The sequence below is a fragment of the Agrobacterium sp. MA01 genome (assembly GCF_009650195.1).
In the GTDB taxonomy this organism is placed as follows: Bacteria; Pseudomonadota; Alphaproteobacteria; order Rhizobiales; family Rhizobiaceae; genus Allorhizobium.
The window spans coordinates 1,915,568-1,939,235 of sequence record NZ_CP045854.1 but is presented as its reverse complement, the minus strand read 5'-3'; the positions used below and the strand labels follow the sequence as shown (position 1 = coordinate 1,939,235).

The window sequence follows — 23,668 nt, the reverse complement described above, 5'->3', positions numbered from 1 at the left end:
TCCCATGGCACGCGAACTCGGCGTCGGCATCATCGGATGCGGCAATATTTCCACCACCTACTTTTCGCTGGCGCCGCTGTTTCGCGGCTTGAAGGTCGTCGCATGCACCGACATCAATATGAGTGCGGCGCAGCTGCGCGCCGAAGAATACGGCGTGAAGGCGCAGACGATCGACGAACTTCTCGCCAATGACGAGGTCGACATCGTCGTCAACCTGACGATCCCGGATGCGCATTATCCCGTCTCCAAGCGTATCCTTGAAGCCGGAAAGCATGTCTATTCGGAAAAGCCGCTCGTGCTCTCACTGGAGCAGGGCGAAGACCTGCGTGCCATTGCCAAGTCCAAGGGCCTGTCGGTCGGCTGCGCACCCGATACCTTCCTTGGTGGCGCCCACCAGCTGGCGCGTGCCTATATCGACAAGGGCGGCATCGGCCGCGTCACCTCCGGCACCTGCCATGTGATGAGCCCCGGCATGGAAATGTGGCATCCGAACCCGGACTTCTTCTTCTTGCCCGGCGGCGGCCCGGTCCTCGACCTCGGCCCCTATTACATCGCCAACCTGATCAACCTGATCGGCCCCGTGAAGCGGGTGGCAGCCCTGACCTCCATGGCGAACGAGACCCGGACGATCACCAGCCAGCCGCGCAGTGGCGACGTCATCCCGGTCAAGACCCCGACCAACATCCACGCGCTCCTGGAATTCCAGAACGGCGCGACCATCACGCTGTCTGCCAGCTGGGATGTCTGGAGCCACCGCCACGCCAATATGGAACTCTACGGCACCGATGGCTCGCTCTACGTGCCCGATCCGAACTTCTTCGGCGGCGTCGTCGAGGCTTCCGGCCGCAACAAGGACATCCAGCCGCTCGAAGCCTGGGATCACCCCTTCGGTCGCAACAACCAGGAAAGCCCGCAAGGTCCTCGCGCCAACTACCGCACGGCCGGCCTTGCCGACATGGCGGGCGCGATCCTCGAAGGCCGCGATGCCCGCTGCTCGCTGGACCGCACGCTACACGGCGTCGATGTCATGGTGTCGATCCTGAAGTCCGGCGAGACGGGTGAATTCGTAACCCTGTCGACAACCTGCACCCAACCGGCGGCTCTGGGTATCGACGAAGCGCAGGCTCTGCTTAGATAAGGGTTGTGATGTTGTCTGCCCCTCATCCCCCTGCCGGGACCTTCTCCCCGCAGGCGGGGAGAAGGGGGCACGCGGCCGCCGCATCGGCCTTCTCCCCGTTTACGGGGAGAAGGTGGCGGCAGCCGGATGAGGGGCAACATCGCTCAACAGACCTTCCGGGAGAGAACCATCCATGACCTATACCCCCGCCGAAAACCGCTATGAGCGGATGACCTATAATCGCTGCGGCAAGAGCGGGCTGAAGCTGCCGGCGATCTCGCTCGGCCTCTGGCACAATTTCGGCAATGACACGCCGCATTCCACCAAGCAGGCGATCTGCCGTAGGGCTTTCGACCTCGGCATCACCCATTTCGACCTCGCCAACAATTACGGCCCGCCGGCCGGCTCTGCAGAAGAAGCCTTTGGCGAGATCCTCAAGACCGATTTCCGAGGCTACCGCGACGAACTGATCATCTCGTCCAAGGCCGGCTACAACATGTGGCCCGGTCCTTACGGCGAATGGGGTAGCCGCAAATATCTGATCGCCTCCTGCGACCAAAGCCTGAAGCGCATGGGCCTCGACTATGTCGACATCTTCTATTCGCACCGCTTCGATCCCGACACGCCGCTCGAGGAGACCTGCGGCGCGCTCGACCACATCGTCCGTTCGGGCAGGGCGCAATATGTCGGCATTTCCTCCTACAATTCCAAGCGCACCCGCGAAGCCCATGCCATCCTGAAAAGCCTTGGCACGCCGCTTCTCATCCACCAGCCCAGCTATTCGATGATCAATCGCTGGATCGAGGAAGACGGGCTGATCGACACGCTCGAAGACCTCGGCGTCGGTTCGATCGTCTTCTCGCCGCTCGCGCAGGGCATGCTGACCTCGAAATATCTCAACGGCATTCCGGAAGGCACCCGCGCCACGCAGGACAAGTCGCTTGACCCGGGCTTCCTCAACGAGCGCAATCTCGAAAACATCCGGGGCCTCAACAAGATCGCGGAAAAGCGCGGCCAGACGCTGGCGCAGATGGCGCTCGCCTGGGTGCTGCGCGGCGGCCATATCACCACCGCCCTGATCGGCGCGTCGAAGCCCTCTCAGGTCGAGGACTGCGTCAAGGCAATCGAAACGCCGCACTTCACCGCGGAAGAACTCGCCGAGATCGACGTTTTCGCCAAGGACGCCGACATCAACATCTGGGCAGCGTCCGCCGAGCGCAAGGGCCCGCCACGGAAGAAGAAGTAGAAACCTATCTCCCCCCTTGCGGGGGAGAACGGGATTTCAGCAGCTTAGCGTCAGCTAAGTGCTAGAAATCCCAAGAGAGGGGCTTGTCAGTCAGGCAGCCCCTCTCCTGAAAAATCTAGGGCTTGAGCCTTTGGCTAGACCCTGATTTTTCTTCCTCTCCTGCAGGGGGAGAGGTAACTGCGGAGGAGGAACCACACGTCATGATCATCAACCCCATCCTGCCGGGCTTCAATCCGGATCCGTCGATCTGCCGCGTGGGCGAAGACTACTACATCGCCACCTCCACCTTCGAATGGTACCCCGGCGTGCAGATCCATCATTCACGCGACCTCGTGAACTGGGACCTCGTGACCCGCCCGCTCAACCGCGCAAGCCAGCTCGACATGCGCGGCAATCCCGACAGCGGCGGCGTCTGGGCGCCGTGTTTGTCCTATGCGGACGGGTTGTTCTGGCTCGTCTATACCGACGTGAAGCGTTTCGAAGGTTCCTTCAAGGACGCACACAATTACATCGTCACCGCACCTTCGATCGAAGGGCCCTGGTCCGATCCCATCTATGTCAATTCCTCAGGCTTCGACCCCTCGCTCTTCCATGACGATGACGGCGCCAAGTGGTTCCTCAACATGCAGTGGAACCACCGCCCCGAAGCCCGCAACACCATCGGCCATGCCAAATTCGACGGCATCCTGCTGCAGGAATGGGACCCGAAGACGAAGACGCTCACCGGCCCGATCAGGAACATTTTCGAGGGCAGCAAACAGGGCCTGGTCGAAGGCCCGCATGTCTTCAAGCGGAATGGCTGGTACTACCTGACGACTGCCGAAGGCGGCACTGGATATGACCATGTCGTCACCATGGCCCGCTCGCGCGCCATCGAGGGTCCCTATGAGATGCACCCGAATACGCATCTCATCACCTCCAAGGATGACCCGGACGCAGATCTGCAACGCGCCGGTCACGGCCAATATGTCGAAACACCTGACGGTCAGTTCTATCACACCCATCTCTGCGGCCGCCCCATGCCGCCCAAGCGTCGCTGTACGCTCGGCCGCGAAACGGGCCTGCAGAAATGCGTCTGGAAGGAGGATGGCTGGCTCTATCTCGAACAGGGCGGCGTCGTGCCCGCCGTCGAGGTTCCAGCGCTTAATGGAGCTATCAAGCGCGAGGAACCGGTCGAGATTGTCAGGACGTTCGACAGCCCCGACTTACCTAGGGAATTCCAGTGGCTGCGCACTCCGCATCCGGAACGCCTGTTCAGCCTAAGCGAGCGGGCCGGGCGCTTGCGCCTTTTCGGCCGGGAAAGCATCGGTTCCTGGTTCGAACAGTCGCTGATTGCCCGCCGTCAGGAGCATCACCGCTTCCGTGTAGAAACGCGTCTCGAGTTTTCCCCCGAAACCTATCAGCAGGTCGCAGGCCTGACGCATTACTACAACCGCACCAAGTTTCACGCGCTCGGGATATCGACGGACGAAAAGCTTGGCCGCTCGCTTATCATCCTGTCCTGCCCAGGCGACTATCCCTCCGGCAACCTCACTTTCCCAATCGGCATGGGCCAATCGATCCCCGAGGGTGCCATCGATCTTGCTATGGAGATCACCGAGAACGATCTGCAATTCTCCTGGCGGATTGCAGGCGAGGGTGACTGGCAGCCCATCGGCCCCGTCCTCGACGCCGGCGTCGTTTCCGACGAGGGCGGTTTCGGCGAACACGGCTCGTTTACCGGGGCGTTTGCCGGCATGTTCTGTTTTGATGTGTCGGGGCAGGGCAAAGCGGCGGATTTCGAGCGGTTTGTCTATCGGCGGGGGTAAGGGGCGCGCTGACATACGCCGCCGTCATCCTCGGCCCTGCGCCGAGGATCTGCCGACGTCGCACATGCCGAGCATGGCGATCAGATTCTGGGCGGACAGCCTGTCGACTAGGTGGCGAAAAGGATTGCCAAGCCAAGTCTCAGCATCGAGACGGGATTGCTCAGGCCGAACATCACGAAGGCGACTACGGTCAGCAGCCCCCATGACAGCCAGTATGTTCGATAGTTTCCTGTGCGATAGCCGAGAACGCAGACCAGCAGGTTTGACGCCACGAGCAGCGAGCCCAACCAGATTGATCTAACGCCCATCATCGGTAGCAACTGAGCCAGGGCGGCGATAACCACCGCCGAAACGAACAACTGCCGGGTTTTGGTCATGGCCTGTGTTTCCCATCTGCGCGGAAATAGCCGGCTGAGTGAACGGTCTCACCCCAACCGCTGCGCATGCCACTTCAGATGATCCTCCATGAAGGTCGAGATGAAGTAGTAGGAGTGGTCATAGCGCTCATGCATGCGCAGCGTCAGGCCAATGTCCGTGCCCTTCACCGCCTCTTCGAATTTCCAGGGGGCGAGACCTGTCTCGAGGAAACTGTCGGCCTTGCCTTGATCAACAAGGAATTCCGGGAAGCGGGCGCCGTCTTCCACCAGTGCGCAGGCGTCGTATTCACGCCACTTCGCCCGGTCGGGGCCGAGATATTTCTCAAACGCATCCTGCGTCCAGTCCGCCGTCAGCGGATTGACGATCGGGGCGAAGGCTGAGCAACTCTTGAAGCGCTCAGGGTTCTTCAGCGCAATCGTCATGGCGCCATGGCCGCCCATGGAATGGCCGAAAATGCCCTGGCGGTCCATGTCTGCGCGGAACTGCTCGGCGATCAGGCTGGGAAGCTCTTCCGTGATGTAGGAATACATCTTGTAATGCTCGGCCCAGGGCGTTTCCGTGGCATTGAGATACATGCCCGCACCCTTGCCCATCTTCCAGTTGGTCAGCTCATCGGCCACGTCATTGCCGCGCGGGCTGGTGTCCGGGCAGACGACGATCAGGCCGAGCTCGGCGGCCATGCGGCGGTACTCGCCCTTTTCCATCACATTGGCATGGCTGCATGTCAGCCCTGAGAGATACCAGAGCACCGGCCGCTTTTCGGTGGTCGCCTGGGGGGGCACGAAGACGGCAAAGGTCATCTCGGTGCCGGTCGCCTCCGATGCGTGAGAGAAGACGCCCTGCATGCCGCCGAAGGCGGTGTTCTGGGAAAGGATATTCATGGGGATCTGTCCTTGTTCAGGCCCTTTCGGGGCTCATTTCTTCACCCGACGGCAAAGCCGGTCGAGCGTTTCGAGGAAGGCCGAACGGTCGCGCGGCGAAAAGGCGGCATTGTAGCCCTTGCTCTCGCCGGTCTCGCGCAAGTGTGCGCCAAGGTCGCGCATCGCCGTCGCCATGCCAATATTGGCCGTGTCGAAGATCCGTCCTGTCGGGCCGGTGACCATTGCACCGGCGGCGACGCATCGACCGGCCAGCGGCACATCGGCGGTCACGACGATGTCACCTTCGCTGCAGCGCTCGGCAATCCAGTCGTCAGCCGCATCGAAGGCGCCTGATACAATGACATTCTTCACCATCGGATCGCGCGATGGGCGAAGGCCGGAATTCGCAACAAAGGTCACCGGCAGATCATGCCGCTCGGCCACTTTCAGGATCTCCGGCTTCACCGGACAGGCATCGGCATCGACATAGATTTCGGGCATCGGCTATCCTTTCCGCAGCATATCCACATGCGGGATGCCATCCTCCAGATACTCCTCCGAGATCACCTCAAACCCCAGCGACCCATAGAATTTCTGCAGATGGCTCTGCGCCGAGATCTCGATCGGTTTACCCGGATGGCGCTTCTCGACCTCTGAAATCGCCTCGCGCATCAGCGCTTCGCCAAGCCGCTTGCCGCGATGATCAGGAGAGACCGCGACGCGGCCAATGCGCGGATGGTGCTCCGCCGAAGGCCGCCACAGCCTTGCGCAGGCGAGCAGGTCCTCGCCATCGAGCAGGCGAAGATGCAGGCAGTCCTTGTCGTTCCCGTCGAGCTCCGGATAGGGGCAGTGCTGCTCGACGACGAAGACGTCGACGCGCAGCTTCAGCATGTCGTAGAGGTCTGCGGCGGAGAACTCGTCGAGCCTCCGCACGTCGACAGTGTAAGGCGCAGACATCAATAGACCACGACGCCGCGGATCGATTCGCCCTTGTGCATCAGGTCAAAGCCCTTGTTGATGTCTTCGAGCGGCATGGTGTGGGTGATCATCGGGTCGATCTGGATCTTGCCCTCCATGTACCAGTCGACGATCTTCGGAACGTCGGTGCGGCCGCGCGCGCCGCCAAAGGCGGTGCCCATCCAGTTGCGGCCGGTGACCAGCTGGAACGGACGCGTCGAGATTTCCTGGCCGGCGCCGGCGACGCCGATGATGACGGACTTGCCCCAGCCGCGATGCGAGCTTTCCAGCGCCTGGCGCATCACCTTGGTATTGCCGGTGCAGTCGAAGGTGTAGTCCGCACCGCCGATCAGATCGTTGCCGCGTTTCGTCAGGTTGACAAGATAGGGCACGATGTCGTCGCCGACTTCCTTCGGGTTGACGAAATGCGTCATGCCGAATTTTTCGCCCCAGGCCTTGCGATCCGGGTTGATGTCGACGCCGATGATCATGTCGGCACCGGCCAGGCGCAGGCCCTGCAGCACGTTCAGACCAATGCCGCCGAGACCGAAGACGATGGCGGTCGAGCCGATCTCGACCTTGGCGGTGTTGATGACCGCACCGATGCCGGTCGTTACACCGCAACCGATGTAGCAGATCTTGTCGAAGGGCGCGTCCGGGTTGACCTTGGCAACGGCAATCTCGGGCAGAACGGTAAAGTTCGAGAACGTCGAGCAGCCCATGTAGTGGTGGATCTTGGCCTTGCCGATCGAGAATCGGCTCGTACCGTCAGGCATCACGCCCTGTCCCTGGGTTGTGCGGATCGAGGTGCAGAGATTGGTCTTGCGCGAGGTGCAGGAATAGCATTCGCGGCATTCCGGCGTGTAGAGCGGAATGACATGGTCGCCCTTCTTCACCGAGGTCACGCCCGGGCCGACATCAACCACGATGCCTGCACCTTCATGGCCGAGAATGGCCGGGAAGAGACCTTCCGGATCGGCGCCCGAGAGCGTGAAATCGTCGGTGTGACAGATCCCGGTGGCCTTCACCTCGATCAGCACTTCGCCGGCGCGCGGGCCTTCGAGTTGAACGGTCATGACCTCAAGCGGCTTTCCAGCCTGCACGGCGACGGCGGCGCGAACATCCATGGTTTTTCTCCTGACAAATCGTTGGTGGCGACTTTGGCACGCCTTCGCCATCCGGCTCAAGGCCCGAGCCGGATTTTCTCAAAAGTCTGATTTTTATCGTCTATTCGGCGGTGAGCACGGGGAAATGCGGGGCTGCATCTGGCCGCAGTTTACCCGTCTGTCTGGGATCCTCGAAAATCTCGACCATGCGTTTGTAGGGCTTGAAGCCGGAGCGCTGGTAGAAGGCGAGTGCCGCCGGATGGTCGAGATGGCAGGTGTGAACCCAGAAGCGTGATATCGGCTTTTCCCAGGCCGTGTCGATCGCGACATTCATCAGGATACGCCCGGCGCCGGAGCCAATCAGGCGCTGGTCGAGACCGAAAAAGGAGAGTTCGCATTCTGCGCCTTCGCGGAAGTCGAGTTCCAGCAGCCCGAGCTTTTCGCCGTTGCGCGTCAGCGCATGGATTTCAACGGCGGGATCTTCGATGATGGCCCTCAGCTTCTCGTCATCCATCACGGCGCGCGAGACCCAGAGCCAGTCCTCTCCCACGCGGCGGTAGAGCGCGCGGTAATCCTCAAGCGCCGGCGCGTTCCAGCGCTCCACCGTCAGCCCATCGGTCGGCGGATTGGGGCGAGGTGCTGGTCTTGTCGTCATTTCAAGGCAGGTGACGATGGTCGCGAGCATGTTCGGCGCGACGTCGTGATAGCCGGCGGGGAGGGGCTTTTGTTCGGTATCCATGCGGTCTCTTGGAGCTTGAGCGCCGCCGCATGTCAAGCGGGTGAAGCAGCGGCGGGATCAGGGAAACAGTCTGTCGCAGGCATAGATCACGGCGTAGACGTGGATGGCCAAGGCCGCATAGTAGCCGAAGCCGGTCATCAGGCGCTCCGGACCATTCATCGGCACGAGGGCCTCGCGGGGCTTTGCCGACTTCGTCCTGATCATGCCAAGCAGGGTGAAAAGTGCCACGCCGATCGTCAGTGCTGGTGCTGAAAGCCCAATTCTCCAGCCGGTCCAGGTCACCACGCCTGTCACCAGAAAACTGGTGAGCGCGAGGGCGCGTGGCGCTTGAAACACCTGTCGCAGCACCTGGCCGCCGTCAAAGCGGTAGGTCGGAAGAAGGTTCAGAAGATTGAAGGCGCCGAGAATCACCAGAAAGACCAGGATCGGGCCATCCATCGCCGTCGAATGGGGAATGTCCCCCGCCGATTGATGGGCAGCGACAAGGATCGGGACAAGCAGCGCCGAGAAGCCGGCCCCCATCAGGGCGCAGGTTGCGACCTCGAAATGGGTATTATAGGGGCGCCCGCCGATGGCCACGCCGCCCAGCAGCGGCACGAACAGCATGCGCGCCGTCGGATGGCCGAAGGCGCGGTAGGCCACCATGTGGCCGAGTTCATGCAGCAGGATGACGAGGGTCAGGAACACCGAGATCATCAGGCCCTGTGCGGTCAGGCCAAAAAATGGCCAGAGCAGAACGGTCGAGAACAGCACGAGTACGGTTTGCCAAAGCGGGTGTTCGAAATGCAGAAGGCCCGACGCCGGACTTTCCTCCACATGGTTCTGCAATGCGGAGAGTTCGCGGGCGAGGGCTATGCGCCGGAACAGATAAAAGGCGAGCCCGCGATAGTTGTCCGTCTGCTCGAAGGTGACCCGGCTGCCGAGGGGGGCACGTTCGACCTTGCGGCTTTCGCGATAGCCTTCCCAGAAGGTGTGGTCGAGCGTCGTGTCATTGACCACCCTCAGTTCGCAGGTGAAACAGCCGGCGGCCGTCATCGCGGTGCGGTCAACGATCATGGTTCGTCTGCTGGGATGCCCGTGACGATCGCTTTGCCGATAGGCGAATTCCACCAGGTCCGGTTTGCCATCGACAGGTTCGACGGCAATGACATTTGGATGCCAGGAGGTTTGGTCGCCAGCGGGACGGGTGATGTTCCACAGCTCTTCAGGACGCTCGCGGATGATACGGCTCACGCGGATGGTCCGCCGCCCAAGCGGTGCTGCCATCAGAAGCCACAGCAGGCCGAGATTGAAGGCGGCCAGAAACACTGCGGCCTGATACGTCGCCAAGAAGCTCTCCCGGTGCTGCGGATGAATGCGCCGAACCTAGGCGAGAACCCTTAGAATCCCGTGATTGAAATCATTCAAATGCCGTCGAACGGCCGGTCTTTCAGGCAATGTCCGCGACGGTCCGTGCCGGCGTTGTGCGTCTCTGTTCGCGCCAGAGAATGAAGAGACCCGATCCGACGATGATCAGGATGCCGAGCCATTTGGACGGTGTCGGAAATTCGTCAAACAGCAGGTAACCCAGCGCAACGGCGGCGATGATCTCGAAATACTGGAAGGGCGCGAGCACGGACAGCGTCGCCATGCGAAAGGCGCGGACGACGAGGAGATGGATGTAGCCGGAGATCGCGCCGAGCAGGACGAGCAGGACGAGGCCAAGCCATGAGGTCGGCAGCGACATCTCGAAGTCGACGCCGTCGGCAGCGGTGCCGAGCAACAGGGCGCCCCCCATGAAAATCGTGCCACCGATCCCGGCCATAGTCTGCATGGTCATCGGGGTGTCGGCCTCGCCGATCGCCCGGTTCAGGAACATGTAGAGCGCATAGAGAAAGGCGCAGGCGACAGGCAACAGGGCCTTCATGCCGAAAACTTCGTAGCTCGGCTGGATGACGATCATCGCACCGCCAAAGCCGACCGCGATCGCCAGCCAGCGGCGCCAGCCGACTTTTTCCTTGAGGAAGATGGCCGACATGGCCGTCAGAATGAAGGGCTCGACAAAGTAGATGGCGAAGACATCGGCGAGCGGCATGTATTTGACCGCCATGAAAAACATCAGGCTCGCGGCGCCATGGATCGCGCCGCGCAGCAGGTTCATCCACGGCCGTTTCGCCGAAAAGGCTGCCAGACCGTTGAGGGCGATCAGAACCGGCAGGACCGAGGCCAGCTGGAAGAAGAAGCGGTAAAAGGTTACCTGTCCCGGTGACATGCCTTCGACCGTCGCCATGTATTTGGCAATGGCATCCATCACCGGAAGCACGAGCATGCAGCCCGCCATGAGGACCATGCCGCGAAATGGACTGGAAGGCGTGGCGCTCATTGTCGGGACTCACCGGAGGACTTCGTGCTTGAGAGAACAAGCATGAGGCGCGCTCCGTGATCAAGCAAAGAAAATGCGGAACAAAAATTCGCTGGCAGCGTTTACGACGCGTTTGTACGCATCTCCAGGATGTCGCCGTGTGACGGGTTTTCACCTGTTGGTGGCGCCTGCGGAAAGATGCAGGATCATCATGTCGTCTAATGTAGCGATGTGAGATCGAGGTAGAAAGGACCGTCGCCCTCCGGGTCGACGTTTCCTCACGGTCAGGAGAAGTCGCATGCCCGCACGTAAGGTCTATCCCCGGATGACGGATTCGAGTGACGATACGCTTGGGGGCCGCCTGTCGGCTGCGCGCGACGCATCTGGCCTCTCACTTGCCGATGTCGCGAACCGCGTCGGTGTAAAGCGCGACAGCCTCTTGGCCTGGGAAGCGGATCGTGCCGAGCCGAGACCGTCAAACCTGATCGATCTCGCAGGCATTCTCGGTGTTTCGCCCATGTGGCTGATGACCGGCGTCGGTTCGGGCCCCATTCAGGAGGCCGGCGATCTGCCGCTCGAAGCGCTCAAGCTCGATCTTCAGCGCCTGACCGAGGCGCATCTCGAATGCGGCCGGCTGATCGAGAAGATTGCCCGACAGATCGAGACCTACGAGGAACGGCACGAAAGTCGCCGCGATTCCGGCGATCTCGACGGCCCGGTAATGGGACGCGCCTGAGGTCTCAACCTTCGTTCACCGTGGGCCCGAAGACGTCTTCGAACGCTTCGCGCAGGCGCATGTCGACATCTGCCATCATCACCGGCAGCCCGAGATCGACGAGGCTTGTCACACCATAGGCGGAGATGCCGCAGGGCACGATCCCGGTGAAGTGTGAGAGATCGGGATCGACATTGATCGACAGGCCGTGAAAACTCACCCAGCGGCGCAGGCGAATGCCGAGCGCTGCGATCTTGTCCTCGCTCATCGTGCCATCGGGCAGAACAGGCTTTTCCGGACGACGCACCCAGACGCCGACGCGGTCCTCGCGGCGCTCGCCCTTGACGTTCATGCTGTCGAGCGTGCGGATCACCACTTCCTCGAGGGCCGCCACATAGGCGCGGACATCCTGGCGCCGGCGCTTCAGGTCGAGCATCACATAGGCCACCCGCTGGCCCGGACCATGATAGGTGTATTCACCGCCGCGACCGGTCGCGAAAACCGGGAATCGTTCGGGCTCGATCAGGTCCTTGGAATCAGCACTGGTGCCGGCCGTATAAAGGGGAGGGTGCTCCACCAGCCAGACCAGTTCGTCGGCCTTTCCGTCGGCAATCAGAGCCACCTGATGCTCCATTTCGGCAACCGCATCCTCATAACCCACGAGACCGTCCGAGACTCGCCAACGCACCGAAGGTGAGCCTTCACGAGGGTGCATGGCATGGTCGAGATCTGTGCGAAGCATGAAAATTGCCTTGGGCTGTGGATTGGCGAAAAGCCTTGTTTTCCCTGTATTTGGCAAGAAAAGCCCCGGAGTTCAAGGGCGCCGGCCTCCCCCATGCAGGGGGCTTATCCACCGGTCATGACGAATTTTCAAAAATCTGTCACGGCGGGCTTGTGGACCCCCAAGGCTTTTGCTACATGCAGCCCCGCCGGAGCAATTCGGCGCCTACCACGATGCGGTCGTGGCGGAATTGGTAGACGCGCAGCGTTGAGGTCGCTGTGGGGCAACCCGTGGAAGTTCGAGTCTTCTCGACCGCACCAAAAAAGAACCCGGCCTTCGAGCCGGGTTTTTTGTTGCCCGCATGGCGGGCCGCCTGTTCGGCACCCAGCGGATGCCTCAGACATTCTCTTGTGTGCAACGCTAGTAGCGCGACAATTTCTTGTGTACGATTTTTACACTTTGCTAAATATTGGCATCGGCATAGTCTGATATTATATTATGTGCGAGGGGCGTTATGTATCAAACACTTGCCAGTGCCGGCGGGCTTGCTTCAGGCCGTATCCCGCGTTCGCTCTCGTTCGGCATATTCCCTCGCGTCCTCGGTCTTGCCTTGATGATCCTAGTCGGCCCGCTCGCGGCGAACCCTGGACTTGCGCAGACCCCGTCGTCCGACGAGGGTCGGCTTGTCGAGAGTGTTGATATCGTTCTCGCCAATCCCTCTGCAGATGCGGCAGCGAATGACCGGGTGATCGATGCGATCCGGCGCAATATCGGCCTGTTTCCAGGCGCATCCTTCAACCGTGCCGAATTGGAGATCGCGATTGCCCGGGCCAGCCGTCAGGCGACGGTGGCGTCGGCCGAACTCGAAGTCTCCTCCGGGCGCTCGGGTGGGGTCGCCCTGACGATCAATGCAACGCTCAGCGACCAGATTCTGCGCGCGGATCGGGGGTATTTGGTCAGTGGAGACACCAAGGATCTGCCCATCCTCTATGACAGCGAAGGGACCATCATCGTCGGGAAACTCGAGACCCTGACGATGCTCTATGGCAATGTCGATGCTTGGTATGGACGCCCCGACCTGTTCCTAAATGGAAATCCGTTGGCGTCTGGAAACATGGCCGGCAGCGGCGCAAGCGGATGGGGGGAAGGCTTCATCCATACGGGGCTCTATGGATTGACGCCGATTGGCGACGATATCTATGCCTATGGCGGCCTCAGCGGCATCGTCAGCGGGTCGGCGGGAACCGAGTTGTTCACCGATGAAAGCCGCGCACACTTTGGTGTCGAAGACGCCTATGTCGGTCTTGTCGGAGGTCAAACCTACGACTCGGGCGACCGGCTCGTGTGGAACGCCTCTGTCGGGCGCAAGCGCTATGCGATCGCCGACAGCATGATTATCGGAAACACCGCATCGAACGGCGATGAACGGGCTGCGCTGCAGTCCAATCCGCGCTGGGCGGCGGACATGCTGGTGCTGGGGCAGTTGCGCTACAACAACAGCCTGTTCGAGCTGTTCTACCTCGATCCCGACGAACTTCCCGTCGTCGATTCTCGCACGCGCATGGTTGGGCTGAATGTCGAGACGCCGGTGGGCGGCGGTTTCAAGCTCGGCGGCAGCTATATCAGAGTTCTGGAATCGAGCTCTTCCTATTTCGCCCAGACTGCGCCTAATCCCACCACGGCCAAACTGGGGCGCAAAGGGCTTGAGGTGTTCAATGCGCGCATTCGTTGGGATCAGCCGAATGGCGACTTCTTCGGCAATGCGGAATTCGCCCTGCAGCGCAACGACAATTTCGATATGCACGCGACAGCGCTGGCGGCCGAAATTGGCTACCAGTTTTCCGAGATAGCGTGGCAACCCGTCGTCAGCTATCGCTACGCCCAGTTTTCGGGTGACGATCCCGCCACCGCGCGTTTCGAACGCTGGGATCCGCTGCTGTCCGGCGGAAACGGCGAGCAATGGGTGCAGGGGATCAACCATTTCAAGGTGTTCCAGGATAGCAACCTGATCGCCCACCGTCTGCAATTGCGTTTGCGACCCACACCCATGGTCGAACTGGTGCCGCAATTCTGGGTCTTCAGGGCTGACAGCGCCACCAATCTCGGTGGCAACCCCGCTTTGTCATCACTAGGTTCGAAAGAACTCGGCTACGAGGCCAACCTGACGGCCAAGTGGTTCATCTCCCCCAAGGTGATGCTGCAGGGCCATGTTGCCGCGACTTTCCCGGGCGATGCGGTCAAGCAGGCGACCTCGGGTGGTGCCGATACTTGGTGGAGCGCGATGGCCTTCCTGCGCGTGGCGTTTTGAGTTTAACAATTTCCAAGGAGGATGCCGAAATGGACAGACGTGATTTGTTGAAGGGCGTGTCGCTTGCTGCCGGTGCGGTCGCAGCGAGCGCGGTCATTGATGGGGTCGCCGGTAACGAGGCCACTGCGCAGATGGGTGGCGGCCGAGCCGATGGCAACGCCGTTGTCGGCATTACGCCCACGCCTGAAGATTTCTTCATATCCAACCGCTTCGCGGGTCGAACCTTCATCGTGACCGGCTCGGCGCGCGGCATGGGCCAGGCAGCGGCGATCCGGCTTGCGCGCGAAGGCGCCAATGTCGTCGGCGTTGACTGGATCAAGGATCTCGGAGAGGCGACGCACAATTCAATTCTTGCCGGCGGCGGCAAGAGCGTTTTCGTGTTCGGTGACGTCGGCGATCCCGCCGTCTCGGAGCAGGCCGTTGCCCAGGCCGTATCGCAGTTTGGCAAGCTCGACGGGGCACTCAACAATGCGGGGGTGATGGACGGCGTCTACTCGGGTGATCCGATCAATTACGAGAAGCAGCGCGACCTGATCTTCGCGCCGATTCACGAGGCCGGCGACCTCTATTGGGACAATGTCTTCAAGACGAACGTGACCGGCGTGTTCTACAGCATGCGGGCGCAGTTGAAGCAGCTGGTCAAGCAGAGCGCCGGCGGAGCGATTGTCAATGTGGGCTCCATCGCCGGCATGACGGGGCTTTCCGGCAATCCGGCCTATGTGGCGAGTAAACATGCCGTCACCGGATTGACCCGGAATGCGGCGATCGACTACGCGCCCTACGGCATTCGTGTGAATTCGGTCAACATGGCGGCGACCGATACGCCGATGGTGGCGCGCGCCGGCGAACTGGTGGCGCTCGCGTCGCAGGCCGCGACCGGACCGACCATGGGGCGAATCAAGATCGACAGCATCCTCGCCTATACCGACAAGAAGCATCGTCCGGCGACTGTGGCCGAGCAGGTGAGCATGATGTTGTTCCTGCTGTCCGATGAGGCGTCCAATTTTACCGGCGGCATCTACGCGACCGACGGAGGCTGGACGGCCTATTGAACCGACCGTGCAAGGCGGCGTATCATCGGTTCAAGACCAATGATGCGCCGCCGGCCATCTTCGTCTGCATTCTTCCTGGCCGATGCCCGGCGAAAAGGAGCGGTCCATGACGATCTCACTGGATGCTGCAGCCCAAGTTTATCGTGAAGCGGTGCGCCAGTCCGTGCGCAAGCATGCGACGTTCCATCTCGTCGAGGCGGCACTGCTGGTGGTGACGGGCATCTTCGCGGCTTTGTTTCCGTTGGTCTCGTCCGCCGCGGCAGTTGTCACCTTCGGCTGGCTGATGGTGCTGACAGGCCTGATCCAGTGCCTTGGACTGATCAGTGCTCGCCACGCGCCGAATTTCTGGCTGCAGTTCACTTCCGCCGTGCTTGCGGTGCTGCTGGGTATCCTGCTGCTGCGCAATCTCGGCGAAGGCCTTCTGCTTCTCTCGCTGCTGATGGTGATCTTCCTCATGATCGAAGGGATTTCGAAGGTCGTCTTTGCGATGACGATCCGTCCCCTGCCAACCTGGGCCTGGACGCTGGTGAGCGGACTTTTGTCGATTGCACTTTCGCTGGTTCTGCTTGCGGCCATGCCGCTCGCCGCGCTATGGCTGATCGGCTTGATCCTCGGAATCAATCTGATCGCCATTGGTATGGCCCTCGGCGCTCTGGCATGGGCTGTTCGCCAAAGCGCCGCCTGAAAGGGCGGATTAATCCCCATCATCAGGAATGTGACTGTCGACGCCGAGCGTTGTGATGAAGTTCTTCACGTCGCTGACGCCGTTCACGCCGAGTACTTTCAACTCGACCATCCGGCGCTCCTCCGCCGTGTCGAGCGACCCGCGCAGCGTCACGGCATGGCCGTCCACATGGATGTCGAGACCGGCCAAAATGGTGTCATCAAGACCTTCAAGCGCGGTCGCGATATCGGATTCGAGCTGGTCATCGTCTTCTCGGCCATCCGTGGTCGGCAGTGCCGGTGTGGCGACATCAGGCTCGAAGCCATCGGCATTGACCGCGTCGATCCGAAAACCTTCGTTGCGGTCACGGTCGAAGTTGGCGCCGGTTTCGCCATAGCCGCGATTCTCGACCGGTGTCGCCGTCGCACCCGCGCCATCGGCATAGGGCCAGCCTTCGCCGATATTGCGCTGGTCGTAATCGCGGTAATCGTCTTCGCGGGAAAATTCGGTCTTGCGGTCGTCCTTGGCCATGGGAGGGCTCCTTTTCATCTCGTCTGACGGAGATAACGCCCGGCCACTGGCTTTGTTCGATGCCGTCAGCGCGTCGCCTTGTCCCATTTCTTCAACAGCCGCTCACGCTTCAGCCGCGAGAGCCTCATGATCCAGAAGATGCCGTCGAGCTGGTCGATCTCGTGCTGCATGCAGATCGCGGCAAAACCTTGCATCTCCTCCTCGACCACGGTCGCGTCCAGCGTCTGATAGCGGATCCTGACGGCCTCGGGTCGCGTGACCTCGTCGGTCATTCCCGGCATCGAGACACTGCCTTCAGTATGGGTCATCATGACATCGGCGGCCCAGAGGATTTCCGGGTTCACATAGTCGCGCCGCCCGCCAATTTCGGGGAGGTCGATCACCGTCAGTCTTTGCAGAATGCCGCAATGGGGTGCGGTGATGCCGACACCGGGGGCAGCCTTCATCGTTTCGTAGAGATCGTCGGCGAGGGTGGCGAGGTCAGCCCCGAAGTCGCTGACGGGCTCGGTGGTCGCCTTCAGGGCGGGGTCGGGATAGCGGCGGATGGTCAGGCGGGTCACGAAAAGCTCATGTCTTCAGGTGTGATGTGATTGTCGGCTGTGGCGGTCCGGCGACGCTAGCAGGCGCAGCATCGCTTTGCACTGACAACAGGAGATTTCCGCTATCTGCTTGTTGACTTGAGGGTTTTTGCGGCCATTCTCCGGGGCGTCCGAGTGTGGTGCCGCGAGTGAGAGGTTGGGATGACAGAGAACGAAGACGAAATTGTCAACCGTCCCGCGGCCGAAGAAAGCCACGACGACATCTATGACGACGAGGGATCTGTCCGTCAGGATTTCCTGACGTTGGTCGGGGCGGCGATCACTGATCGTGACGTGCTGTTTCTCCGGCAGAACGTCGCACGATTGCACGAATCGGAGCTCGGCGACCTGATCGAGGCGATCCAGCCCGATCAGCGTCTGGCAATGATCCGCCTGCTCGGCGACGACTTCGACATGACGGCGCTGACCGAGGTCGATGAAACGATCCGTATGCAGATCGTCGACCAGATGCCGAACGAGCAGATTGCTGCTGCCATCGGCGATCTCGATTCGGACGATGCCGTCTATATTCTCGAAGATCTCGACGACGAGGACCGCGAGGAGATCCTTGCCCAGCTGCCGTTCACCGAACGGGTGCGTCTGCGTCGTGCGCTCGACTATCCCGAAAGCTCGGCCGGCCGACGCATGCAGACCGAATTCGTTGCCGTGCCGCCCTTCTGGACGGTTGGGCAGACGATCGACTATATGCGCGACGAGGAAGACCTGCCGGAGAGCTTCACGCAGATCTTCGTTATCGATCCCACCTTCAAGCTGCTCGGCGCGGTCAATCTCGATGCGATCCTGCGCACCAAGCGCCAGGTGAAGATCGAGACCATCATGCATGCGACCAATCACCCGATCCCGGCCGAGATGGACCAGGAAGAGGCGGCCCAACTCTTCGAACAATACGACCTCCTGTCGGCCGCCGTCGTCGACGAGAACGAACGGCTGGTCGGCGTTCTCACCATCGACGACGTGGTCGACGTCATCCAGGAAGAGGCGGAAGAAGACCTGTTGCGCCTCGGCGGCGTCGGCGACGAAGAACTCTCCGACAGCATTGCCGAAACGTCTCGCTCGCGCGTGCCGTGGCTTGCGGTCAATCTGGTGACCGCCTTCATGGCGGCCTCGGTGATCTCGCTGTTCGAGGCGACCATCCAGGAGATCGTCGCGCTCGCCGTCCTGATGCCGATCGTCGCTGGCATGGGTGGCAATGCCGGTTCGCAGACGATGACGGTGACGGTGCGGGCGCTTGCGACCCGCAATCTCGACATCCACAACGCCTTCCGCGTCGTGCGCCGCGAGGCGGGCGTCGGGCTTTTGAACGGTCTGATCTTCGGCGTTTCGATCGGCGCCGTGGCGGGTTTCTGGTTTCAGGATCCCAATATCGGCGGCATCATTGCCACGGCGATGCTGATCAACATGATGGCGGCCGCCATCGCCGGGATCCTCATTCCCCTGTCGCTCGACCGCTTCGGCGCCGATCCTGCCGTCTCCTCGGCCGTCTTTGTCACAACCGTGACCGACATCACCGGCTTCTTCGCCTTTCTGGGGCTCGCGACCTGGTGGTTCATGTGACCGCCGACACAGGCAAGACTGCATAATCGCGCAAGAGGCGGTCAGGGCAATGCCGAAAAATTGACTTGTACGTAAAAGTCAATATCATGGTCATCCCTACAGGATCGGATGACCGTGAAGAAATACTATAGCATAACAGAGCTCACGCGAGAATTCGGTGTGTCAACGCGCACCCTGCGTTTCTACGAGGACGAGGGCCTGCTGCATCCGGAACGTCGTGGCCGGACGCGCCTCTACCGTGCCGCTGACCGCCGTTTCCTGCAGGAGATCCTGCGCGGCCGCCGTATCGGCTTCACGATCGCCGAAATCCGCGAAATCGTTCACGTCTACAAGGAGCCGCCGGGCGAAATCGGGCAGCTCAAGCTGATGATGAAGAAGATCGACGAGAAGCGCGACGAGCTTCGCCAGAAGCGCCGCGATATCGACGAGACGCTCTCGGAACTCGATCAGGCCGAAGAAGCCTGTCTCACCCGCCTGGTGGAAATCGGCGTCGGGACCTGATCCCGGGCCGGCAATCTCCCCGAATCAGATCCAGCGCCGCGTGCGCTTGCGGTAGCTTTCGTAATCGTAGCCGAAGCGGGCTTCGAGATGGCGTTCCTCCCTGGGGATCGCCAGGATCCGTGTCGCCAAAAGCGCCAAGAATGCCGCGATGAAGAAGCAGGCATTGCCGGTTATGAAGCCGAGCGCCACCGTGAACAGCGTATAGGCGAGATAGATCGGATTGCGGCTGAACCGAAACGGACCGCAGGTCACGAGATGGCGCGCACAGCCGGTATCGAAAACCGGGGTCTGTCGCTCCATCAGGGTGCGCACCGCCCAGATGTCGAGGGTAACGGCAAAGAGGCCGATACTGAATCCGATCGACGGCAGAAGGTAGGGAAGCGGCGAGGGGACCGGCGCCAGGGCAGTGAACCTGCCGGCCATGATCGCACCGATGATGCCCGCCAGATAAAGCAGTGGCGGCCAGGGATATCGCAGAGGCTTCGCGCGGTAGGCATTCATATTAGAATTCCCCCTTGTACCAAGTCGAGATGATGGAGGACCTATGGGGGCCTATCGTCGAGATTTGGTACTACGGCGCTGGCTGACTCCTGATGGTGCATTCCTCGGCCAGCGTCTGGATGCGTGTATTCTGCTCGTCCAAGTTTGCGCCAGACTGGACAGGGTCGAGGAGGTTTTCTGCCTGCAGGCGCTCCAGGGTGCAGCTGCAGAAACGCTCGCAGAGGCCCGCATCGTTGCCCTGCTGTGCACAACTTGCCTCGCAGCTCCCGATATAGGATGCGACAGGATCCAGGGCGGGCGGCGGTATGACGAAGCTCGCCAGATAGACGCCGGCAATCAGCACCGGTTGGTGTAGCAGATAGACGGTCAGCGAGTGGCGTCCGCCCCAGCGTAACCAGCGAGGCCCCGCCGGCAGCCGGTCGATCCAGCCGAGGCGGTTGCGATCGACCAGAAACCGTGCCGTGGCGATGCCGGTCAACAATGCGCCGATCCAGGGCAGGAGGGGCACATAGTCATTGGATCGGGGCAGGGTCTCCGAGATCCCGAGGAACCAGAACCAAGCCGAATCGAAGGCCGATGAGCGCAGGAATTCGGGGAGAGAAAACGCCACGACTGCCGAAAGCAGTGTCAAAATCGGCGGGACCCGGAGGAAGAGAAGGCCGATCAGGCTCGAGAGCGCGATGGCATGCAGAATCCCGAAAAAGATCCAGCTGTCGGGCGTGAACCAGTAGGTGGTAATGGAAATGGTGGCCGCTGCGGCGACGATCACGCCGAGACGCCGCAGGAAGGGGTCAAGCCTGAGCTTTGGATAATGGGCAAGCACGAGGCTGAAGCCCGCAAGGAATAGAAAGCTCGACGCGATCATGCGGGCGTAGAGACGCAGGAACCCTTGAGTAGATGTCCCGGGCGCGAGGTAACCGAAGAATTCCAGGTCCCAGCTGAAGTGATAGGTCGCCATGGCGATCAGGGCGAGCCCGCGCGCCGCATCAAGCGCCAAAAGGCGCGGTCGGGTCGCAACGGTTCGGGGCTCGGTCGGATCTGCCACTTGCTCTTCCTTAAGCTCTTCGACGGCGGACCTCGCCATCGTCACTATGGTTCGGCGGGGTCGGCACCAAAGACGGCGAATTCAAGGCTGCGGCCACCATGCCTGCCGTCACCTATCGCTCGTGTTGAGGAGGGCAAGGCGCGCCTCGGAGAAAAACTGGCGGCGCAGCAGCACGATGAAGACGAGTACCGTAGCGATCATGAAGACCCAGGGGCTGACGAACCAGCCGAGATAACCAATCGAATAGAAGATCGCTCTAAGTCCCATGTTGAAGTGGCTGGCAGCGATGATGTTCATGCGAATCGTTCGCTCGGCGGTTTGCATCGCCCGCTCAGGATCCTTTGCCGCTTCGTCCGCCATCGGGATCGCGCCGAAGAGAATGGTGCAGTAGTTGAACAGGCGATAGGACCAGCCGAACTTGAAGAAGGAATAGGCAAACAGTGCGATCAGGCCGCAGACCTTCAGCTCGAAGATCGCGCGCCCGCCCTGCACGATGTAGGGGATGTCCCTCAAGATGGCATCGACCTGCTCGGTCGCACCAAGAAGCGCGAAGCAGCCACCGATCGCGAAGATCGTCGTGGAGGCAAAGAAGGCTGTTCCGTTCTGCAATCCGCCCATGATCTGCGTGTCGATCATCTTCAGATCACGCTTCATCGAGTTCAGGATCCATTCGCGTCGGCGCTCGGCCATGGCCTTGGTGAGGCTCGTTCTCGACAGGATCTGCTGGTCGCCGGTGATGCGAGCATAAGCGAGCCAGAGCAGCAGAAAGAGCGCCATGGCGCAGTAGTCGACAATGGTCATATCGAGCGAATCCCAGGGGCAAGATCGGTTGGGGCATTATCCTGCCGTTCGGTTCATCCACAACGGAAATTAACCACCCGAAAGATATTGGCCCGAATTGGGGCAGGGTGGTTGCGGTTCTGATGTACGCAGCAAGCTGCTATCCCATTGAAATCTCGACAATCCATGCAAGCTGCGCATGCCTGCCTCCCATCTGGAGCCTTCCTTTTGCCATTTTTGCAGTTGCGAACCCGCTCCGATTTTAATAGATCAGGCGTCAGAAAGCGGTCGGGGGACGGCTTTCCCTGTGAATGTGATCTCACTCGGAGTTTTCATGGAAGGTAGTTTCCATAAGTCGTGCTGGGGTGTTACATTTCGTGCCTTGATGGGTTTCGCCGGCTTCATGTGCCTGGCTTACCTTTTTGGGTCGATCTGACACCCGCCACAGGCGATTGATCAAACAGCGCGGTCCTCACGGCCGCGCTGTTTGCGTTTCCGCAGTTCCGATCTCATCTCTCGTCATGTCGCGGCGGTGAAAGCCGATGTCGATTGCAAGGAGCATTCGTGCTACGCGATGCTCTAGCCTTTGCGCTTTCAATCCCGCATGCGAGGAGCTCCATGTTTCTTTCGGTTTTCGACGTGTTCAAGATCGGCGTCGGCCCCTCGAGTTCCCACACCATGGGTCCGATGACGGCGGCCAACCGGTTCCTCGACCTCATTCTCTCCGACCAGTGGCCGCGTCCGGCTGGCGCGCAAGTGGCAGCGCTCAAGGCCAGCCTGCATGGTTCGCTCGCCTATACCGGCATTGGTCACGGCACGGGCAATGCTGTCATCATCGGTTTGATGGGCGAAGCGCCTGATAGCATCGATCCCGATCGCATGGAGGGCATCATCGCCGAGGTCGAGCGATCCGGGCGCGTCACCCCTCCGGGTCACCCGGCTTATCATTTCCAGCCCAAGGACGATCTCGTCTACGACAAGAAGACGCCTCTGTCGGGCCATGCCAATGGCATGCGGCTCTCGGCCCTCGACAAGGATGGTCGCGTCCTGCTTACCCAGATCTACTACTCGATCGGCGGCGGTTTCGTGGTCACCGATACCGAGCTGCTCGCCATGCAGAAGCAGAAGAAGCAGGCCTCGTCGCAAAAAGTGCCCTATCCCTTTTCCTCGGCGAAGGAAATGCTGGCGATGGCCGCGGCTTCAGGGCTTTCGATTGCACAGATGAAGCGGGCCAACGAGGAGGTGGTGAGAAGCCGTGAGAATCTCGACGCCGGGCTCGACAAGCTCTGGGACGCGATGTCGAGCTGCATCGATCGTGGCCTGCGCCAGGAAGGCCAGCTACCGGGCGGTCTCAAGGTTCGCCGCCGGGCCAAATCGATCCACGACAAGCTGCAGGAAGAGTGGCGCTCCAACCGTCTCAATCCCGTTCTCGCCAATGACTGGCTCTCGGTCTATGCCATGGCCGTCAACGAGGAAAACGCCGCTGGTGGCCGCGTCGTAACCTCGCCAACCAATGGGGCGGCCGGTGTGGTGCCGGCGACTGTCCGCTATTACCTGCATTTCCATCCCGATGCCGATCAGGAGGGCATTCGCGACTATCTGCTGACGGCGGCTGCCATTGGTGGGATCATCAAGCACAATGCTTCGATCTCGGGCGCGGAAGTCGGCTGTCAGGGCGAAGTCGGCTCGGCCTCGGCCATGGCCGCAGCGGGTCTTGCCGCCGTTATGGGCGGCACGCCTGAGCAGATTGAAAATGCTGCCGAAATTGCGCTCGAACACCATCTCGGCATGACCTGCGACCCCGTGGCAGGCCTTGTCCAGGTGCCCTGCATCGAGCGCAATGCGCTTGGCGCCGTCAAAGCCGTCACCGCCGCCTCGCTCGCGCTCAAAGGCGACGGCGTGCATTTCGTGCCGCTCGATGCCTGTATCGAAACCATGCGCCAGACCGGCAACGACATGAGCGAGAAATACAAGGAAACCTCGCTCGGTGGGTTGGCCGTCAACGTCGTGGAATGTTGATGCGGGTAGGGGGCTGGCGTGGCGGCGGCTGTCTCGACACCTTCCCTCCGTCATCCTCGGGCTTGTCCCGAGGATCTGCCGCCGCTGCGATGTGTTCGGCGCCAGTGGTCTTTTCTTCCTGAACGT

The 23,668-nt window shown here is 61.0% G+C and carries 24 protein-coding genes and 1 tRNA gene; 11 read left to right on the top strand and 14 right to left on the bottom strand.

The window, feature by feature from the left end; all coding sequences use genetic code 11:
* Positions 1–4: 4 nt before the first annotated feature.
* The 3 genes from GH983_RS09475 to GH983_RS09465 all read left to right on the top strand — a co-directional run bounded on the left by GH983_RS09475 (position 5) and on the right by GH983_RS09465 (position 4,171).
* Positions 5–1,138: a Gfo/Idh/MocA family protein gene (locus tag GH983_RS09475; protein WP_153762271.1), complete on the top strand. Its 1,134-nt coding sequence runs from the start codon at positions 5–7 to the stop codon at positions 1,136–1,138.
* Between the two features lie 172 nt (positions 1,139–1,310).
* Positions 1,311–2,363 (top strand): L-glyceraldehyde 3-phosphate reductase, encoded by a 1,053-nt coding sequence (gene mgrA, locus GH983_RS09470; protein ID WP_153762270.1) that lies wholly within the window; start codon positions 1,311–1,313, stop codon positions 2,361–2,363.
* A 200-nt stretch (positions 2,364–2,563) separates the two neighbouring features.
* Positions 2,564–4,171 (top strand): glycoside hydrolase family 43 protein, encoded by a 1,608-nt coding sequence (locus GH983_RS09465; RefSeq protein ID WP_153762269.1) that lies wholly within the window; start codon positions 2,564–2,566, stop codon positions 4,169–4,171.
* A 107-nt stretch (positions 4,172–4,278) separates the two neighbouring features.
* Here the strand turns inward: GH983_RS09465 and GH983_RS09460 are convergent, their stop codons facing one another.
* The 8 genes from GH983_RS09460 to GH983_RS09425 form a co-directional block, all read right to left on the bottom strand.
* Positions 4,279–4,548 (bottom strand): hypothetical protein, encoded by a 270-nt coding sequence (locus GH983_RS09460; protein WP_153762268.1) that lies wholly within the window; start codon positions 4,546–4,548, stop codon positions 4,279–4,281.
* Between the two features lie 48 nt (positions 4,549–4,596).
* The gene (fghA, locus tag GH983_RS09455; protein ID WP_153762267.1) at positions 4,597–5,430 is read right to left on the bottom strand and encodes an S-formylglutathione hydrolase; all 834 of its coding nucleotides are present in this window, start codon (positions 5,428–5,430) and stop codon (positions 4,597–4,599) included.
* Between the two features lie 33 nt (positions 5,431–5,463).
* A complete protein-coding gene (locus GH983_RS09450) occupies positions 5,464–5,910 on the bottom strand; it encodes a YaiI/YqxD family protein (protein ID WP_153762266.1) in 447 nt (148 codons plus the stop codon).
* Between the two features lie 3 nt (positions 5,911–5,913).
* A complete protein-coding gene (locus GH983_RS09445; protein ID WP_194842810.1) occupies positions 5,914–6,366 on the bottom strand; it encodes a GNAT family N-acetyltransferase in 453 nt (150 codons plus the stop codon).
* Positions 6,366–7,493, bottom strand: a complete 1,128-nt coding sequence (locus GH983_RS09440) for an S-(hydroxymethyl)glutathione dehydrogenase/class III alcohol dehydrogenase (protein WP_153762264.1) — start codon at positions 7,491–7,493, stop codon at positions 6,366–6,368. Before GH983_RS09440 ends, GH983_RS09445 begins: the two co-directional genes overlap by 1 nt.
* Positions 7,494–7,593: 100 nt before the next feature.
* Entirely contained in the window at positions 7,594–8,211 is a 618-nt protein-coding gene (locus GH983_RS09435; RefSeq protein ID WP_153762263.1) for a GNAT family N-acetyltransferase, read from the bottom strand.
* A 57-nt stretch (positions 8,212–8,268) separates the two neighbouring features.
* A complete protein-coding gene (locus GH983_RS09430) occupies positions 8,269–9,540 on the bottom strand; it encodes a hypothetical protein (RefSeq protein WP_153762262.1) in 1,272 nt (423 codons plus the stop codon).
* A gap of 100 nt (positions 9,541–9,640) precedes the next feature.
* A complete protein-coding gene (locus tag GH983_RS09425; RefSeq protein ID WP_054149686.1) occupies positions 9,641–10,573 on the bottom strand; it encodes a DMT family transporter in 933 nt (310 codons plus the stop codon).
* A 277-nt stretch (positions 10,574–10,850) separates the two neighbouring features.
* Here GH983_RS09425 and GH983_RS09420 point away from each other — a divergent pair, with 277 nt between their 5' ends.
* Entirely contained in the window at positions 10,851–11,288 is a 438-nt protein-coding gene (locus GH983_RS09420) for a helix-turn-helix domain-containing protein (RefSeq protein ID WP_153762261.1), read from the top strand.
* 4 nt (positions 11,289–11,292) lie between these two features.
* Here the strand turns inward: GH983_RS09420 and lipB are convergent, their stop codons facing one another.
* Positions 11,293–12,009 (bottom strand): lipoyl(octanoyl) transferase LipB, encoded by a 717-nt coding sequence (lipB, locus tag GH983_RS09415; RefSeq protein ID WP_054149684.1) that lies wholly within the window; start codon positions 12,007–12,009, stop codon positions 11,293–11,295.
* Between the two features lie 214 nt (positions 12,010–12,223).
* On the opposite strand from lipB, the gene GH983_RS09410 reads away from it, so the two are divergent.
* The 4 genes from GH983_RS09410 to GH983_RS09395 all read left to right on the top strand — a co-directional run bounded on the left by GH983_RS09410 (position 12,224) and on the right by GH983_RS09395 (position 16,033).
* Positions 12,224–12,308, top strand: a tRNA-Leu gene (locus GH983_RS09410).
* A gap of 425 nt (positions 12,309–12,733) precedes the next feature.
* Positions 12,734–14,296, top strand: a complete 1,563-nt coding sequence (locus GH983_RS09405) for an alginate export family protein (protein ID WP_194842809.1) — start codon at positions 12,734–12,736, stop codon at positions 14,294–14,296.
* A gap of 29 nt (positions 14,297–14,325) precedes the next feature.
* A complete protein-coding gene (locus GH983_RS09400) occupies positions 14,326–15,348 on the top strand; it encodes an SDR family NAD(P)-dependent oxidoreductase (protein ID WP_083229533.1) in 1,023 nt (340 codons plus the stop codon).
* A 106-nt stretch (positions 15,349–15,454) separates the two neighbouring features.
* Positions 15,455–16,033 (top strand): HdeD family acid-resistance protein, encoded by a 579-nt coding sequence (locus tag GH983_RS09395; RefSeq protein WP_069041295.1) that lies wholly within the window; start codon positions 15,455–15,457, stop codon positions 16,031–16,033.
* Between the two features lie 9 nt (positions 16,034–16,042).
* Here GH983_RS09395 and GH983_RS09390 read toward each other — a convergent pair whose 3' ends face one another.
* Positions 16,043–16,543 (bottom strand): BON domain-containing protein, encoded by a 501-nt coding sequence (locus GH983_RS09390; RefSeq protein ID WP_153762259.1) that lies wholly within the window; start codon positions 16,541–16,543, stop codon positions 16,043–16,045.
* A gap of 65 nt (positions 16,544–16,608) precedes the next feature.
* Entirely contained in the window at positions 16,609–17,103 is a 495-nt protein-coding gene (locus GH983_RS09385; RefSeq protein WP_153762258.1) for a peptide deformylase, read from the bottom strand.
* Positions 17,104–17,283: 180 nt separating this feature from the next.
* On the opposite strand from GH983_RS09385, the gene mgtE reads away from it, so the two are divergent.
* Positions 17,284–18,696 carry a magnesium transporter gene (mgtE, locus tag GH983_RS09380; RefSeq protein WP_153762257.1) on the top strand — a complete coding sequence of 471 codons (1,413 nt, stop codon included), beginning with the start codon at positions 17,284–17,286 and terminating at the stop codon, positions 18,694–18,696.
* 108 nt (positions 18,697–18,804) lie between these two features.
* A complete protein-coding gene (locus tag GH983_RS09375; protein ID WP_054149681.1) occupies positions 18,805–19,197 on the top strand; it encodes a MerR family DNA-binding transcriptional regulator in 393 nt (130 codons plus the stop codon).
* A 24-nt stretch (positions 19,198–19,221) separates the two neighbouring features.
* Here the strand turns inward: GH983_RS09375 and GH983_RS09370 are convergent, their stop codons facing one another.
* The 3 genes from GH983_RS09370 to GH983_RS09360 form a co-directional block, all read right to left on the bottom strand.
* On the bottom strand, positions 19,222–19,698 hold the full coding sequence (locus tag GH983_RS09370; RefSeq protein ID WP_153762256.1) for an isoprenylcysteine carboxylmethyltransferase family protein: 477 nt from the start codon (positions 19,696–19,698) through the stop codon (positions 19,222–19,224).
* 70 nt (positions 19,699–19,768) lie between these two features.
* Positions 19,769–20,782 carry a heparan-alpha-glucosaminide N-acetyltransferase gene (locus tag GH983_RS09365; RefSeq protein WP_153762255.1) on the bottom strand — a complete coding sequence of 338 codons (1,014 nt, stop codon included), beginning with the start codon at positions 20,780–20,782 and terminating at the stop codon, positions 19,769–19,771.
* A gap of 69 nt (positions 20,783–20,851) precedes the next feature.
* Positions 20,852–21,544 carry a DUF599 domain-containing protein gene (locus GH983_RS09360; protein WP_054149678.1) on the bottom strand — a complete coding sequence of 231 codons (693 nt, stop codon included), beginning with the start codon at positions 21,542–21,544 and terminating at the stop codon, positions 20,852–20,854.
* A gap of 597 nt (positions 21,545–22,141) precedes the next feature.
* Between GH983_RS09360 and GH983_RS09355 the strand changes: the two genes are divergently transcribed.
* Positions 22,142–23,542, top strand: a complete 1,401-nt coding sequence (locus GH983_RS09355; RefSeq protein ID WP_153762254.1) for an L-serine ammonia-lyase — start codon at positions 22,142–22,144, stop codon at positions 23,540–23,542.
* The last annotated feature ends 126 nt before the right edge of the window (positions 23,543–23,668 follow it).

What these genes read in the sequence shown, in the direction of transcription:
- GH983_RS09475 (WP_153762271.1), top strand. Translation starts at nt 5, where the DNA reads ATGGCACGCGAACTCGGCGTCGGCATCATCGGATGCGGCAATATTTCC.
- mgrA (WP_153762270.1), top strand. Translation starts at nt 1,311, where the DNA reads ATGACCTATACCCCCGCCGAAAACCGCTATGAGCGGATGACCTATAAT.
- GH983_RS09465 (WP_153762269.1), top strand. Translation starts at nt 2,564, where the DNA reads ATGATCATCAACCCCATCCTGCCGGGCTTCAATCCGGATCCGTCGATC.
- GH983_RS09460 (WP_153762268.1), bottom strand. Translation starts at nt 4,548, where the DNA reads ATGACCAAAACCCGGCAGTTGTTCGTTTCGGCGGTGGTTATCGCCGCC.
- fghA (WP_153762267.1), bottom strand. Translation starts at nt 5,430, where the DNA reads ATGAATATCCTTTCCCAGAACACCGCCTTCGGCGGCATGCAGGGCGTC.
- GH983_RS09450 (WP_153762266.1), bottom strand. Translation starts at nt 5,910, where the DNA reads ATGCCCGAAATCTATGTCGATGCCGATGCCTGTCCGGTGAAGCCGGAG.
- GH983_RS09445 (WP_194842810.1), bottom strand. Translation starts at nt 6,366, where the DNA reads ATGTCTGCGCCTTACACTGTCGACGTGCGGAGGCTCGACGAGTTCTCC.
- GH983_RS09440 (WP_153762264.1), bottom strand. Translation starts at nt 7,493, where the DNA reads ATGGATGTTCGCGCCGCCGTCGCCGTGCAGGCTGGAAAGCCGCTTGAG.
- GH983_RS09435 (WP_153762263.1), bottom strand. Translation starts at nt 8,211, where the DNA reads ATGGATACCGAACAAAAGCCCCTCCCCGCCGGCTATCACGACGTCGCG.
- GH983_RS09425 (WP_054149686.1), bottom strand. Translation starts at nt 10,573, where the DNA reads ATGAGCGCCACGCCTTCCAGTCCATTTCGCGGCATGGTCCTCATGGCG.
- GH983_RS09420 (WP_153762261.1), top strand. Translation starts at nt 10,851, where the DNA reads ATGCCCGCACGTAAGGTCTATCCCCGGATGACGGATTCGAGTGACGAT.
- lipB (WP_054149684.1), bottom strand. Translation starts at nt 12,009, where the DNA reads ATGCTTCGCACAGATCTCGACCATGCCATGCACCCTCGTGAAGGCTCA.
- GH983_RS09400 (WP_083229533.1), top strand. Translation starts at nt 14,326, where the DNA reads ATGGACAGACGTGATTTGTTGAAGGGCGTGTCGCTTGCTGCCGGTGCG.
- GH983_RS09395 (WP_069041295.1), top strand. Translation starts at nt 15,455, where the DNA reads ATGACGATCTCACTGGATGCTGCAGCCCAAGTTTATCGTGAAGCGGTG.
- GH983_RS09390 (WP_153762259.1), bottom strand. Translation starts at nt 16,543, where the DNA reads ATGGCCAAGGACGACCGCAAGACCGAATTTTCCCGCGAAGACGATTAC.
- mgtE (WP_153762257.1), top strand. Translation starts at nt 17,284, where the DNA reads ATGACAGAGAACGAAGACGAAATTGTCAACCGTCCCGCGGCCGAAGAA.
- GH983_RS09375 (WP_054149681.1), top strand. Translation starts at nt 18,805, where the DNA reads ATGACCGTGAAGAAATACTATAGCATAACAGAGCTCACGCGAGAATTC.
- GH983_RS09370 (WP_153762256.1), bottom strand. Translation starts at nt 19,698, where the DNA reads ATGAATGCCTACCGCGCGAAGCCTCTGCGATATCCCTGGCCGCCACTG.
- GH983_RS09365 (WP_153762255.1), bottom strand. Translation starts at nt 20,782, where the DNA reads ATGGCGAGGTCCGCCGTCGAAGAGCTTAAGGAAGAGCAAGTGGCAGAT.
- GH983_RS09360 (WP_054149678.1), bottom strand. Translation starts at nt 21,544, where the DNA reads ATGACCATTGTCGACTACTGCGCCATGGCGCTCTTTCTGCTGCTCTGG.
- GH983_RS09355 (WP_153762254.1), top strand. Translation starts at nt 22,142, where the DNA reads ATGTTTCTTTCGGTTTTCGACGTGTTCAAGATCGGCGTCGGCCCCTCG.